Below are 14,066 nucleotides of genomic sequence, written 5' to 3'. Positions count from 1 at the left end.
TGAGCAAAACACTCAGGTATTAATATAAATTGATAATAATAAGGGATTCTCGGTTTGGCAAAATCATTATTTAGTCAGCGCCTTAAGAGTTTTTTAAAGGCGTTTGGGCTCATAGTACTTTTTGGTATCGCAAATCAGACGTTTGCAGTAGTGTCACCCCACTTAAAAACAGAATTTCCAGCAACGTATTACCTACCTACAGATACAAAATTTGACCCCGCAGTACCTACTCCTGAAGCGTTTTTGGGTTATGGTGTCGGGAAATGGCATATTCGTCATGATCAGCTTGTCGCCTATATGTATAAGCTAGCGGAAACATCTGACCGCGTGACAATCGAAGTGACAGGCTATTCCCACCAAGATAAACCTTTATTGCTTTTAACTATTGCTGATCCCGATAGAAAAGACAGTGTTGAATCGCTTCGCCAAGCTCATATAGAGAATATTAAAAAACAACGCCAGCCGAAAAGTGATGCGCCCTTGTTTATGTATATGGGGTACAGTATTCATGGAAACGAGCCTTCGGGTAGTAACGCGGCTTTGTTACTAGGGTATTACTTAGCTGCTGGCGACGATAAACGTATCGATGCATTATTAAAAAACACGGTTATTCTATTAGACCCAGCATTAAACCCTGATGGCTTGTCCCGTTATTCTCATTGGGCAAACATGCATAAGGGCTATCAACTCAGCCGTTCTCGTTACCATAGAGAGCACAAAGAGAATTGGCCTTCAGCAAGAACGAACTATTACTGGTTTGATTTAAACCGTGATTGGTTGCTATTGAGTCACCCTGAATCAGATGCGCGTATAGAGCAGTTTCATCATTGGCGTCCTCATGTATTGACCGACTTTCATGAGATGGGGACTGATGGAACTTACTTTTTTCAACCAGGTGTACCGTCTAGAAAAAACCCACTGACTTCCAATGACAATGTTGCGTTAACACAAACCTTAGCTCATTATCATGCTGATGCTTTTGACAAAGATAATCAGCTTTATTTTACTGAAGAAGGTTTTGACGATTTCTACTATGGAAAAGGCTCAACCTACCCTGATGCACACGGTAGCGTGGGTATTTTATTTGAACAAGCCCGAGTAAGAGGGCATGTTCAAGAATCTATCAATGGCGACTTAACGTTCACCCGTTCTATTTTAAATCACATCACAACGTCGTTTAGTACATTGGATGGCTCATTAGAAAACAGACGTGCGCTGTTGGATTACCAAGTTAGTTTCGCTGAGCAAACCAAGCAACTAGTGCAAAAAGACGAAGTTGCGGGAGTGTTACTTAAACAGCCTAAAGATATTTTCCGTTTTGATGCCATGTTAGATAAGTTAGATGCTCATCAAATTCAATATTCGGTGGTGACAAAAGACGTTGATGTTGCAGGTTTAAGGGTTGAGAAGAACAAGGGTGTATTTGTATCTTATGATCAAGCACAATACCGGTTGATTAAATCTATCTTTTCCCAGCGAACCTCATTTCCAGATAATACCTTTTATGACGTGTCTAATTGGAATATGCCGCTAGCATTTGATATCGACTATACCTCGCTTAAACAAAGCGAATCTAAAAAATTAACCTTAAGTAAAAAGCGTGAAAAGCTAACCAAAATCGAATCTGTTCGGCCCGACGTTGGTGGTGTGGCTTTAGCGTTTGACTGGTATCATTATCAAGCACCTGCGTTAGCTAATCGATTATTGCAAAAAGGCTTTAAACTGCGCATTGCAGGTAAACCCTTTACGGCAAACATCAATGGCGATACCCGAGATTTCGAGTCCGGTACTGTGGTGCTTCCGAAAGCGTTCAACGGCGACTTATTAGAAGAAGCCTTTGCCATTGCAAAAGAATTTTCTATTCCCCTATGGTCAATTAAGTCTGGACTGACACCTAAAGGTATAGACTTAGGTAGCCGCAATATGGTGCCAGTGAGACAGCCTCGTATATTGCTCATTGGTGGTGAAGGTACATCTGAATATGAAGTTGGTGAAGTTTGGCACTATTTTGATACTCGGGTTGGAATACCTATTACGCTTATTGATCAAGAAGAGCTAGCCAGCGTTAACTTAAGTGAATTTTCACATATTGTTGCGGCCAGCGGTCGTTACCGTGAGTGGGATGAAAGAGCAAATACATCTGTTGGGAAATGGTTAGAAAATGGCGGCACCTTAATTGGTCAGAAATCAGCTATTCGATGGTTTGAAAGCCAAGATTGGCTTGATGCATCTATATTACGTACCAGAGATATTGACGCACAGTTTGAAGAAGAACAATTAGCCTATGCTGATGCTGATAAATTGGCATCTAAGAAACGTATTTCTGGCTCGGCTTATAAGGCGACGGTAGATTTATCTCATCCTTTATTTTTTGGCTTGGAAAATAATTCATTACCTTTATTCAAAACATCAAATATGATTGTTGAACATACCGGTAGTCCATTTGATACCTTAGCTGTCTACGATGATAACCCCTTAGTGGGTGGGTACACGTCAAAAGAATTGACCGAGATGATCAGTGGCAGCGCAGCTATTATCGTACAAAGAAAAGGACGAGGACGTGTAATTAGCTTTGTTGATAATGTGAATTTTAGAGGCTATTGGTACGGTACGAGTAAGCTAATGGGGAATGCTATTTTTATGTCAAACTTGATGGATTGATACCATCAAGGGATGTCATACCCATACACCAAACAGAAATGCGCAAGTCTGGATTATACTGCCGCAGTGCCTTAATTGCACTGCGCATTGTACTTCCAGTCGTTATAACGTCGTCGACTAAAGCAACATGAGTTAATCTTGGTTTATTAGAAGAGCAATAAAAACCATGGTGTTTGTCTATGCGCTTTGTTCTTGATAGATGATGTTGACTTGTTGCTGTTAGGCCTACTTTTAAATAGTTGTTTAACAGCGGTATATTTAATTTTTTTCCTAACATTTGAGATAAAATACTAGGGGTGTTGTAGCCTCTGCACATGCTTTTCCACCAACTCGATGGCATAGGTATTATTACGCTGGGTAAATCATGTGTAGGTAACGCATATCGAATGAAGCCGTGAGATAATAAGCGGCAAAACCCCACTCGTTGTTTAAACTTAATTAAGTGAATTAAGGTATCGATTGGCCACTGATACCAACCCAATACAGTTATATTATTTGCGGCAACGATGGTTTGCATGTCGACTAATAGCGGGTGAGAAGGCGACGGTGGGGACTTAATTGATATTACAATGTCCTTACTACACGTAACACAAAGAACAGCACTACTGCGTTGTTTACACATAATACATGATTGATTTAACACTAAGCTCGTCCTAGTCATGCAGGAGATTGGATATATTATGGTTCAGGATACATTGACAAAATCACTGAAAATACGCAGCTTTGGATCGGGATCGGGATCGGATCTGGTGTTACTCCATGGCTGGGGAATGAATTCAGGTGCATTTGAACAATGGATCGAACTACTGACACCAAACTATAAAGTTACCTTAGTTGACCTTCCTGGTTTCGGTATTAATCATGAAGTGTTACCAGAAACTTATACATTGCAGTCGGTTTGTGACTTGGTCGAACCGGCTATACCTAGTAATGCGGTTTTATTAGGGTGGAGTTTAGGTGGGTTAGTTGCTCAGCAATTAGCAATTCAGCTTGGGGCTGCAATTAAAGGGTTGGTCACAATAGGATCGTCGCCTTGCTTTGTTCAAAATGAGAATTGGACTGGCATAAAAAAAGATGTGCTAAGCATGTTTGTGAAACAGCTAGATATTAGTTATGAAAAAACCTTAGAGCGATTTTTAGCAATTCAAGCTATGGGAAGTGATAATGCTAGAGTGGAAGCGAGGCTCTTAAAAAAAGCGATTACGCAGTTTCCTTCGCCAGCAAGTAAAGCGTTGCATGGTGGTTTAGACATACTTGCCAAGAGCGATTTAAGATGCGAACTAGGGCGTATTATTACGCCAACATTGCGCCTTTACGGTAAACTTGATTCAATTGTGCCAATTGCCGCGGCTGATGCTATTCAGCAGCTTCAGTTGCAATCGCAGAGCATTGTTATACCTTCGGCAGCTCATGGGCCCTTTATTTCTCACCCAGAAGAAACCGCACATTTTGTGCATCAATTTGTCGGCGGTTTACACCGCAGTTCAACATCATAATGAAAACTATTTTTCATTTTGCTGTGTCGAGCATAGATAGCAGTGCGCTTTCAAATATATCCCCCTCCCATATCGAAGAAGTCTTACGCACTACAGCTGGAGTTAATTTCCATCGGGGTAATGCGTTTTGATTGGCAGTTGACCTCAAAGCCCAATATCAATACTGAATTGGGATGTTACTAGTCCACTTTCTTTGGTGGCCACTGTGGTCAATGTATTTGACCGCGGCTATGTGAGAAGAGCGGATTTTACTAGCTTTGCAGCCGATTGTTATTTGCCTGTGCAGGATAGAATTTTCGGGCTGACGGTAAAGTACAGCTATTGAATAAAAATAATTGATATAGGTAAGGCGATAGGTTGGCGAAATCTCAATTCATCTGCCATGCTCTTTAATCAAATATAAACATGTGTTTTTGGAGAGCAGCAATGCTAGTGTTGAAATCATCGCTTGAACAAACGAAACAAGAGCTGAGTGAGCAACAAAATATAAACAAAGAGTTGCAAGATAAAATTCGTAGTCTTGAATCGGAAAAACAAGTACTTGAAAATACATTAGCAAAAGAAGAGTCTAATCAAAATACTTTTGACAGAAATCCAATTCTCGACAATTTATTAGATTCGCTTTCTCAAGTTCAAAATATGAAAGACTCTATGAACCTAACATACCAGAATTTGGACTCTGGTAATGGTTCCGAGAATGATATTAGTGGTTTGTTCTCGCAGTCAGGCTCTTCATTGCAAGAAATCACAAAAAATATGGAGCAACTCAGCTCTAGAATGACCCACATGAGTGATAGTATTTCTGGGCTGAGTGAAACAGCTGACAATATTAATAAATTTGTTAGCACGATAACGAGCATTTCAGATCAGACTAACTTATTGGCATTGAATGCCGCTATCGAAGCTGCTCGTGCTGGGGATGCTGGACGAGGATTTAGTGTTGTTGCTGATGAAGTCCGTGCCTTAGCGACAGAAACCAATACATCGGCAAGTGAAGTTGCTGACTTAGTTCAGAAAATTATTCAATCTACTCGTGAAGCGGTTGATGCAGTTGGTGAACTTAAAAACAACAACGAGCATTTATCTGAGGGTGTTCAAACCTTGAATACCAGCTATGACGAAATCGTAAATCGCTGTGGCACTATGCAAGATAAACTATCTAGCTCTTCTCTTAGCTCATTTATTCAAGTTGTTAAGTTGGATCACTTGGCATGGAAATCATCTATATATGCTGCTGCTTGTGGTAAAGCCAATATACCTTCTGAAGATATGTTTGAAGTTTCATCTTCACGCCTTGGGAGTTGGATATCCGAGCAATCAGGGAAGCCTATTTCATCTAAACCAGCATTTAGAGAGGTATCGCAGCCTTATTCTCGTGTATTGCAAGAAGGCCGAAATGCTATCAATGAGTTACAAGCAAGTAATCAAAATGCTATGTCAAAATCTCTTACTAGCATGGAAAATACCAGTAATACATTCATGTCAGTCTTAGACAGATTAGCCTCAGAAGTACATTAAACACGATTACTAACTAGATTTTTTCAGCTCTACTACATCGGCACTTTCATCTTCAAGTACACTTGACGCTGAAGTGCCTTTTAGAATTTTACTTACACCAGTTCTATTTTTTGACAACATTACCGTTAACGATTCGGCAATACTCTCATCTAAAGAAATACCTTTAGCTTCAATGAATTCAGCTAGCCCATCTGCAATATCGAGCATTTTGTCATATTGGTCAGCAGCTTTTTTATCGGTGGTTACCAATTTTTCTACCCCTTTATGCATTACAACGTATTGAGTTACAATTGCCATGTTTGCTCTCCTGATTGAGTAAGAAAGGTTAGAATAACACTTTTAGTGTATAAATATACAGTGTTTTAGTGTTATTAGTATGTAAGTCCTTTTAAACCTCTTTTACGCACTGTGTTGACCACTAAAATTAAACCGCTTAGTACGGTAAATAACCCTAACGATGCCATAAAAATAACCACAGGATTATTGAAATTTTCTCGCTCTTCATAATCCATTATATGTAACATCCAAAGAAAGTCGAATATGCGCCATAAATCAGTACGTACAGCAACTACCTTACCCATTACTACAGAAATATATAATCTGGTATTAAAGGTATCATCAAATTCAGCTTTCCATAACGGGAGCGCTCTACCACTAGTATCAGGTGCTTGTTGTCGAGTGGTGACTAGTTTTAAAAGACGTAGTTGGCCATCTCCTTTGTAAGCTGATAAAGCTAGGTGTTTGGCTTCGGTTTCTGTAATTTTAGGTAATTTTGTGCCCGTAATCGCATTGAGGTGAAAAGTGCTATCAGTAGTCTCAATACTATAAATAGGGGTTCTCAAACGACTTTTAAGGCTAATGGACTGTATGCCTGAATATTGCTTTATTAGCTCTGACATAGGTATTACATTGATGTTGGTAATAGCATGAGCTGGTGGCTCAGAAACGAGGTGTTGTCCTCTGATAGTTTGAATAGGAACTGCTGTCATGTACAAACCACTTATCATCCACATTAGTAGTTGAATGGCGACTACAGCACCAACGATTTTGTGGATTTGCCTAATTTTCTTTTGAAATTGCATTTATTGTTTTTCTATTTAAATGAAAGGGTAAAAGGAGATTATTGTAACTCAATTAGTTCACCGTTAAGTAAACCAACGTACTTAACATTTACATAAAAGTAGAATAACCACAATAGAGATATAGCATGTTAAACCTAAACACTATCAAGGGTGTTATCTTTGATTTAGACGGTACCTTGGTTAGTTCAAGCCTTAATTTTACTCAAATACGAAGAGATATTGGCTGTCCTCAGCATGTTGATATTTTAAGCTTTATTGAATCTTTGCCTGAAGAAGAGAAAGTTGAAGCTGAAGACATTGTTATCCAACATGAACTTAACGATGCAGGTAATGCTGAGTTGCTAAAAAACGGCAAGCGCATGTTAGATCAAGTACACGCTGCACAGCTGCCTATGGCGATTGTCACTCGGAATTGCCGTAGAGCTACCTATATAAAAATGGCGAATAATCATATTGACGTTCCACTTGTTATAACCCGAGAGGACGCTCCTGCAAAACCTGACCCCAGTGCCCTATTGGATATTGCCGCCCAATGGGGCATCCCTGTAGAAAATATACTGTATGTTGGGGACTATATCTATGATCAACAAGCAGCTGAAAGAGCAGGAATGAAGTGGGTTTTGGTAAATTCTAACTGAAATATAACATCTTCGTTTTTACTATTGAAAGGAAATTGATTGTCTATTAACCTAATTTCAAAGCTAGCTAATTTTGTATCAAAAACCAGCTAGCTTTGACTTTAATTGTAGCTAAATTATCTACGTTGGTTTTTTCTTCGGAATTAATGGTCGATGTGGCCTATCAGCGTCTTGTGCTAATGTCACCTCAAAAGGATTGTGCATATTATGGACGAAACTCATTGTATTTCCTTGCCCTCCTGTAACTTGCATTATTTCCGTTTTAGTCATAAAGGCTACGTATTGCTTTTTAGTGTTTTTCATAGGTTCTCCTTTTTTAAATTCGGTAAGAATTGTTAGTTATTTTCAAGAAATAAACTTTGATTTTCAGGACTAATATGTTTGAAATTGTGCGCAATTTGTTTTTTTTTACTGTTTTAATATCTTTTGTCTCAATTTCTGAAGTGAAATGTGATGAACGATTTGTGATTAACGGCATTAATGAAAAGTCAATTGGTTTAATAGGTGCTGCAGCTGAGTTTAATGGGACAATTTATCTTGGTGCTGAGAATGGTTTCTATCAGGTAAATGGAGATGTTGTTCAAAAGTTAGATTTGAATGACAGTTTATTAAAAGGAGGGTATGTATCAGCAATATTTCCAACAGAAACCAAATTGTATTTAACCATATATGGAAAGGGGGTTTTTGAATATGATTTATTAGATAGTCAATTCAAAAAATTACAGATTGACCACCCCTTTGAGCAGTATGCTTGGTCAATTGCGGTTAGTGAAAAGAAGTTAATAGTTTCTTACGTTACAAATGTCCTCGTTTTAGACCTAAATACCTATGAAGTTCAAAATTCATATTTAGCAGAAACGTATACACAAAGTGCTTCTAGTGCTTTCTTGAAAGTCTCTTCAGATAAAAATTACGCGTACACTGCATCTGAGACAGGGTTGTTGGTAATTAATTTGAGCAACGGGGCTGCAGAATATTACAAAATAAATGATTTGTTTCCAAAATTAACTGCTATTGATAGCTTTATTATTACGAATGATCACTTATTGGTTGCTGGGCAAGAAGGGCTTTACAAGTATTCCAAAGATTTTAGTAATTATGACTTTTTGAGTTTTAGTGAAAAACCTAACCAAGCTATTAGTGCCCTTATGGTTGACATAAACAATATTGTCTGGTTGGCCGCAGGTGGGTTATATAAAGAGAAGGCTGGGAGCTTAATTGAAACCGATTTATTGAGCCCTCATTTGGGCGCAAGTGAAATATCAATTGTATCAGATTTGTTTCAATTTTCTGACGGAAGAATCTTCATATCTTCTAGTCAGAAAGGTTTGATCAGTTTACCAAACACCAAAAGTTCAATTAAATATATTTCTTTGAATAATGTTGAATTCCCAAATACCCTTCTTTCATTAAGTAATTTGGATTCAGAAGTTGCTGTCGTGTCTAGCTATGATGGTTACTACGCTCTTTCTTTAGAGTCAGGCAGTTTGTCAATGATACGAAAATTTCGATTAGAAGAATCAAACTTACTTAATCTTAACGGCCAAATTTTAGATGTATCACACTGTAGCTTTTTGATAAGAGATACTCAGCAAAACTGGAAGTTAAATTTCAAAAATAAGCATAAATATTGTAGCAAAGGTTCACGAACATGGTCTGATAACTCTTATCAACTAGTATTCTATTCTCTAGCTGATAAGTTTTACATTGATATATTTGATTTGGATGGGAAGTTTGTCGATTCTCGGCAAGTCCCATCAGACATTTACATCGCAAAATTAATGGGAAACAGCAATTTAGTAGCTGTTAGCTTAGATCAAGAGCTTTTAGTTGAAAGTAAAGGAATCTGGAATAGGCGTCCACTAGACTTTGATAGCAAACTGGAGTTTCCATGCGTAGAGGCCTACCAAAATTCACTATACGTCTGTACATCTGGGTATGGATTACAGCATGCTAAGATGGCACTAGAAGAGCCTTTAATTGAAGTTAAAACTAACTTAAATTCTGATTTTATTCGAGATATAAAAATCGTAGATGAGCATTTATTAATCGTCTCTAACAAAGGCATGGAGCTATACGACATGATTTCGGCTTCATCTTATTTTGTTGGAAAAAATTATGGTATTTTCGACAGAGATTTTAACTTCAGCGGCCTGAATTTTATTGGTAATAATAAGTTAATTGTGAGAGGCGACAACTCAACATATTTACTTGAATCAAGTTCATTTATTCATGAAGTGAAAAGTCACTTACTTCAACCTAAAGAAATTAAGTTTTTGTATATCGATGTGGACGGAGTAATAAATAGAGCGATTTCTTTTGTCAAGAATTCCTTAATTGTGTCCAGTGAATTTGACACTCTGAGAGCATATGTCGCAATAAACGAAGCTGGGAATGAAAACTCTTACGACTTCGAATACAAAGTAGACGATTCAGATTGGGTGACAATGGTAGGATCGCATGGCCTGATAGATTTATCTGATCTTGGCTATGGTTCCCATAAACTGCTAGTGAGAAGTAAGCCGAAAAATGGCATTAGTAGCCCCTCTAATAATGAACTTAACTTTACGATTCAATATCCATTTTATTTAACTCAGACGGCAAAACTACTCTATTTGCTGTCATTTATTTTGTTAATGGTTGCCGCTGTTTCAGGTGTTCGAAAATATCGAGCTTTCCGAATATCGGAAAATGAACAACGCGTCAAAACTAATTTGTCATCGTTAAAAAATAGCAGTGAAATGATGGAGAAAGCATTGAAAAGTAAGGCTGAAGCTATTACTAGAATTTCTCATGAAGTCCGTACTCCACTGATGTTGATAACTGAACCCTTGAAGCAAATTGCTGAAAAAGTCAGTAACCCAGATATTTTAAATGACATCTCGTTGATAGAAAGAAACGCGAGCCGAGTTTCTTCTTTAATTGATCAATTATTGGAATTGGAAAGGCTGGGTAATCTCAGAGAAATTTCTATTCATCATTACGACATTGAAGAGTCGTGCATTTACCTTATTGAAAGTATTCGTCCTTTGGCCGAGCAAAAGAGCCAACGTTTTAAATTGAAACTTAAAGCGAAAGGGGAGATTTATCTTATTCAAGATACACTCCAACAAGTGTTTTATAACTTGTTGTCCAATGCTATTAAGTATTCAGAAAATGGCGAAGAAATTCGCATCGACACTTTTATTGATAGCGATGTATTGATCATAAATATAAAAGACAATGGGCCAGGTTTTACTGAACAGGAACAAAAAGATATTTTTGAACGCTTCATGAGGCTAGATAACGCAAAAAATGAACAAGGGGTGGGATTAGGGCTTTCTTTACTTAGGCAGTTAATCAAAGCTAATTCTGGCTATATTGAGGTCGCTAGTAAAGTAGGAAGTGGTGCGTGTTTTACAGTTCGCTTACCTCTTAAATTAAATCTAGAAAATGAATTTGCTGCAACTCCCAAAATAGCAAAATACCAAGAAACAGCAAGCTTACTGAATACTCAGCCAGTAGATAAGGAACTTCCCCCATTACTTATTGTAGAAGACAATATAGAGCTACAAACTCGTTTGAAAGACTTGTTTAAAGATACGTTTTTGTGCTTTTCTGCCAAAAATGCCAGTGAGGCGTTGCGTATTGCTCGTACAGTGATGCCGAAAATTATGATTAGCGATCACTCTATGCAGGGTATGACAGGGCTAGAGTTGATTGAAGTGTTAAGAAACGACCCTATACATGAACATATGATCATATATATGTGTTCGGCTCTTCGCGATTCGAATATTGTGAGGCAAGCCCATGATCTTAAAGTTGAAGATTTCATATTAAAGCCTTTTGATTTCAATTTGTTTAAGCAAAAAGTGGTCAATAGATACACTGCTTTAAACACAAGTGCTAATTCTGTAGATACGGTTTCTTCGTTTTTCCTCGGGTTGACGCCAAAATTAGAAAGTGAGAAAGATCAGCAATTTTATTTGAATTTAAAAGATTGCTTAGCTGCCAAATATTCAGATTCGGAATTCACTAGAGAAAACTGTGCAAATGCTTTATTTGTTAGTGAAAGGCAGCTAAATAGAAAGTTAAAAATGATTTTAAATTTATCGTTTAGCGAAGTGATTAAGCAATACCGGATTGATATTGCTAAACAATTATTGAATGAAGGAAAGAATGTTACCGACACGGCATACGATTGTGGTTTTAACAATCCTTCCTATTTTAGCACTGCGTTTAAATCGGAAGTGGGTATGGCTCCTTCTGAATATATTAAACGTTGATTATATTATTCAACACCGCTGATTATTTGAACTTGAGCAATATCAGTATCGCCTTTAATGACTTTGAAAATGGCATCTTGTACTAAGGTGCGCATACCATCCTGCATTGCTTGTTGTTTCATTTCTGAAACAGAGCCTTCCTTATAAACCAAACTCCTTAGTTCAGGGGTCATTCCCAATAGCTCGTGTACGCCAGTCCTCCCCTTATACCCTGTTCTTCCGCAATCATCACAGCCTTTAGAGCGGTTTAAGATTAGTGGACTTTCTAAATTAAGTTCACCAATATAGGCTTCTCCATACTGCCTACGAATAAATGCCTCTTCATCAGGAGATGCGGTGTATTGTTCTTTGCAACTCTTGCATAAGGTGCGGATAAGACGCTGGGCAAGTATTCCCACACATGCGTCTGAAAAGTTCACAGGGTCAAGGCCTAAATCTAACAATCGAGTAATTGTTTCAGGGGCCGAGTTAGTATGAAGAGTGGATAACACTAAGTGACCAGTGAGTGAAGCCTCTACGCCAGCATGAGCCGTTTCTTTATCACGCATTTCACCAATGAGGATTATATCCGGGTCAGCACGTAAAAATGCTCGCAAGGCGTTAGCAAAGGTAAAACCAATTTTGGGACTAACCTGAACTTGTTGTAAACCGGGTTGAGTGATTTCCACTGGATCTTCAGCTGTCCATATTTTTTTCTCTGGGGTATTCAAATACCCTAAAATAGCATGGAGAGTTGTCGTTTTACCTGAACCTGTAGGGCCTACCACTAAAAGAATACCGTGTGGTTTTTTAATCATAGATTCTAAACGTTCTAGATTACTTTGAGCTAAGTTCATTTTTTCTATGGGCATGGCGCCACCAGAGGCGAGTAAGCGCATAACAACGCCTTCACCAGCAACTGTGGGTACGGATGCTACCCGTACTTCTACGAGCTGGCCGCTCGCTTTAAACGCAAGTTTACCATCTTGTGGAATCCGCTTTTCTGCAATATTTAGGTTGGCCATTATTTTGATGCGAGCAATAACGGCGCTGTGATGAGAATTAGGAACTTGGTTTATGTCTCTGCATACGCCATCGACTCTCATGCGAACTCTGGTAGGGGCGTTTTTTTCAGGATCGATGTGTATGTCTGACGCATTTAAACGTTTTGCATCGTGTAAAATACGGCTTACTAATCTAACGATAGCGGGTGCATCATCTGATAATTCATCTGTATGTTCGTCGTCTTCTTCAGTAGAAATTGTCATCTCGTCGAGAATTTCGTTCATTTCTCCTGGAGTGTTACCTGCATTCCCACCTAGGTACTGGAATATATGGTTAGGCAAGCCTACTGCAATTTCATATACGTCAATACCTAAGGCGCTTTCTATTTCCATTAGTAAAGCGGCATTATTTGGCTCTACCATTAACACTATGGGGTTGTCGTTCGCATCTGCTATTACCGCAACATGATTGCGTTTTAGGTAAGATTCGTTCAACTTACTATCGCTTTGGAAAATATGATATTTCTCGGGTAAAAACGAAATATAAGGAACTTGGTAGTGAACAGACAACGCTGAACCTATGTGGTTTTCGCTTATTCTATGTTCTGATATTAGTCGTTGGATAAGAGTTTTGGTTTCTGCACTGGACTCGATAAGCTCATCGAGAGATTTTTGTTCTAGTTTATTTTTGTGAACTAAGTAATCAAAAGGGTTGTTTGTGCCGCCTAATTCATAGCGAAATTTATTACCTAATATTTGTGTTAATTCATGCGCAAGCTTTAGATCACCGTCGTTAAATTCTTCAGATGAGTTTGAAGCGCCCTTATTGATGATTTGAATAACACCCATTAATACTCCAGCATTTAAAATGGGCAGACATAAAATATTTCGTGTTTTGAAATTGTTGCTTTTGTCAAAATGTTGGTTGAACTGTAACCGCGGATGAATAGAGGTTAGTAATTCTTTATTATACGGGTCAGACACAATTAATGACTTTTGTGATAACGCAACATAACCCGCTACTGACATTGGGCTGATGGGGACCTTTATTTCTACTGTTTCTGTTCCTGTTTTGAAACGAGCTACTAAGTCTTGATGTTGTCGTCTTCTTTGAAAAATACTTAAGCGTTCAGCGCTAAATAAATCGAGAATTACTGATTCTAAATCACTATATATATCAATTAATGGAGCATCTTGATCTAGCAGTCGAGTAACTTGAGTTAACAGCTGTTGGATGGAGGATTCTGAATTCATAGTTAACCATAAAAAACGCTTTTAAATTAGTCTACATCAAACTTTGTGGTTATCCCAGTGAAGTGAAATTCACAATGTTGTAACGGGCTAAAAACAGACCTAAAATTATACTAATTAACCGAACTAAATCACCTGTCCAAGTATAGTGTTTTAGATTTGGGTAATCTTC

General features: G+C 38.1%; 10 protein-coding genes. 5 read left to right on the top strand and 5 right to left on the bottom strand.

The window, feature by feature from the left end; translation table 11 throughout:
* Positions 1 to 54: 54 nt before the first annotated feature.
* Positions 55 to 2,661 (top strand): M14 family zinc carboxypeptidase, encoded by a 2,607-nt coding sequence (locus tag J3L16_RS03685; protein ID WP_207611532.1) that lies wholly within the window; start codon positions 55 to 57, stop codon positions 2,659 to 2,661.
* Here the strand turns inward: J3L16_RS03685 and J3L16_RS03680 are convergent.
* Positions 2,639 to 3,178 carry a phosphoribosyltransferase family protein gene (locus tag J3L16_RS03680; RefSeq protein WP_207611531.1) on the bottom strand — a complete coding sequence of 180 codons (540 nt, stop codon included), beginning with the start codon at positions 3,176 to 3,178 and terminating at the stop codon, positions 2,639 to 2,641. The two genes, J3L16_RS03685 and J3L16_RS03680, sit on opposite strands and share 23 nt — an antisense overlap.
* A gap of 178 nt (positions 3,179 to 3,356) precedes the next feature.
* Here J3L16_RS03680 and bioH point away from each other — a divergent pair, with 178 nt between their 5' ends.
* Complete coding sequence (gene bioH / locus J3L16_RS03675; RefSeq protein ID WP_242698633.1) at positions 3,357 to 4,157, top strand: pimeloyl-ACP methyl ester esterase BioH; 801 nt, start codon at positions 3,357 to 3,359, stop codon at positions 4,155 to 4,157.
* Positions 4,158 to 4,583: 426 nt separating this feature from the next.
* On the top strand, positions 4,584 to 5,675 hold the full coding sequence (locus J3L16_RS03670; RefSeq protein ID WP_207611529.1) for a methyl-accepting chemotaxis protein: 1,092 nt from the start codon (positions 4,584 to 4,586) through the stop codon (positions 5,673 to 5,675).
* Between the two features lie 9 nt (positions 5,676 to 5,684).
* On the opposite strand, the gene J3L16_RS03665 is transcribed toward J3L16_RS03670, so the two are convergent.
* The gene (locus tag J3L16_RS03665) at positions 5,685 to 5,972 is read right to left on the bottom strand and encodes a YebG family protein (RefSeq protein ID WP_207611528.1); all 288 of its coding nucleotides are present in this window, start codon (positions 5,970 to 5,972) and stop codon (positions 5,685 to 5,687) included.
* Positions 5,973 to 6,046: 74 nt separating this feature from the next.
* Positions 6,047 to 6,757 (bottom strand): hypothetical protein, encoded by a 711-nt coding sequence (locus J3L16_RS03660; RefSeq protein ID WP_207611527.1) that lies wholly within the window; start codon positions 6,755 to 6,757, stop codon positions 6,047 to 6,049.
* Between the two features lie 125 nt (positions 6,758 to 6,882).
* Here J3L16_RS03660 and J3L16_RS03655 point away from each other — a divergent pair, with 125 nt between their 5' ends.
* On the top strand, positions 6,883 to 7,395 hold the full coding sequence (locus J3L16_RS03655) for an HAD-IA family hydrolase (protein WP_207611526.1): 513 nt from the start codon (positions 6,883 to 6,885) through the stop codon (positions 7,393 to 7,395).
* Between the two features lie 120 nt (positions 7,396 to 7,515).
* Here the strand turns inward: J3L16_RS03655 and J3L16_RS03650 are convergent, their stop codons facing one another.
* A complete protein-coding gene (locus J3L16_RS03650; RefSeq protein ID WP_207611525.1) occupies positions 7,516 to 7,698 on the bottom strand; it encodes a hypothetical protein in 183 nt (60 codons plus the stop codon).
* 74 nt (positions 7,699 to 7,772) lie between these two features.
* Between J3L16_RS03650 and J3L16_RS03645 the strand changes: the two genes are divergently transcribed.
* Positions 7,773 to 11,660, top strand: a complete 3,888-nt coding sequence (locus tag J3L16_RS03645; RefSeq protein ID WP_207611524.1) for an ATP-binding protein — start codon at positions 7,773 to 7,775, stop codon at positions 11,658 to 11,660.
* 5 nt (positions 11,661 to 11,665) lie between these two features.
* Here J3L16_RS03645 and J3L16_RS03640 read toward each other — a convergent pair whose 3' ends face one another.
* On the bottom strand, positions 11,666 to 13,897 hold the full coding sequence (locus tag J3L16_RS03640; RefSeq protein ID WP_207611523.1) for an ATPase, T2SS/T4P/T4SS family: 2,232 nt from the start codon (positions 13,895 to 13,897) through the stop codon (positions 11,666 to 11,668).
* Positions 13,898 to 14,066: the final 169 nt, after the last annotated feature.

It is taken from the genome of Alteromonas sp. 5E99-2 (genome assembly GCF_017368475.1).
In the GTDB taxonomy this organism is placed as follows: domain Bacteria; phylum Pseudomonadota; class Gammaproteobacteria; order Enterobacterales; family Alteromonadaceae; genus Alteromonas_F.
Note: the sequence above shows the minus strand (reverse complement) of the source record. Positions and strands in the feature narration are given on the sequence as shown.

Excerpts from the sequence above, each read along its gene's own strand:
- J3L16_RS03650 (WP_207611525.1), bottom strand. The coding sequence starts at position 7,698 with ATGAAAAACACTAAAAAGCAATACGTAGCCTTTATGACTAAAACGGAA.
- J3L16_RS03670 (WP_207611529.1), top strand. The coding sequence starts at position 4,584 with ATGCTAGTGTTGAAATCATCGCTTGAACAAACGAAACAAGAGCTGAGT.
- J3L16_RS03640 (WP_207611523.1), bottom strand. The coding sequence starts at position 13,897 with ATGAATTCAGAATCCTCCATCCAACAGCTGTTAACTCAAGTTACTCGA.
- J3L16_RS03680 (WP_207611531.1), bottom strand. The coding sequence starts at position 3,178 with ATGCAAACCATCGTTGCCGCAAATAATATAACTGTATTGGGTTGGTAT.
- J3L16_RS03645 (WP_207611524.1), top strand. The coding sequence starts at position 7,773 with ATGTTTGAAATTGTGCGCAATTTGTTTTTTTTTACTGTTTTAATATCT.
- J3L16_RS03660 (WP_207611527.1), bottom strand. The coding sequence starts at position 6,757 with ATGCAATTTCAAAAGAAAATTAGGCAAATCCACAAAATCGTTGGTGCT.
- J3L16_RS03655 (WP_207611526.1), top strand. The coding sequence starts at position 6,883 with ATGTTAAACCTAAACACTATCAAGGGTGTTATCTTTGATTTAGACGGT.
- J3L16_RS03665 (WP_207611528.1), bottom strand. The coding sequence starts at position 5,972 with ATGGCAATTGTAACTCAATACGTTGTAATGCATAAAGGGGTAGAAAAA.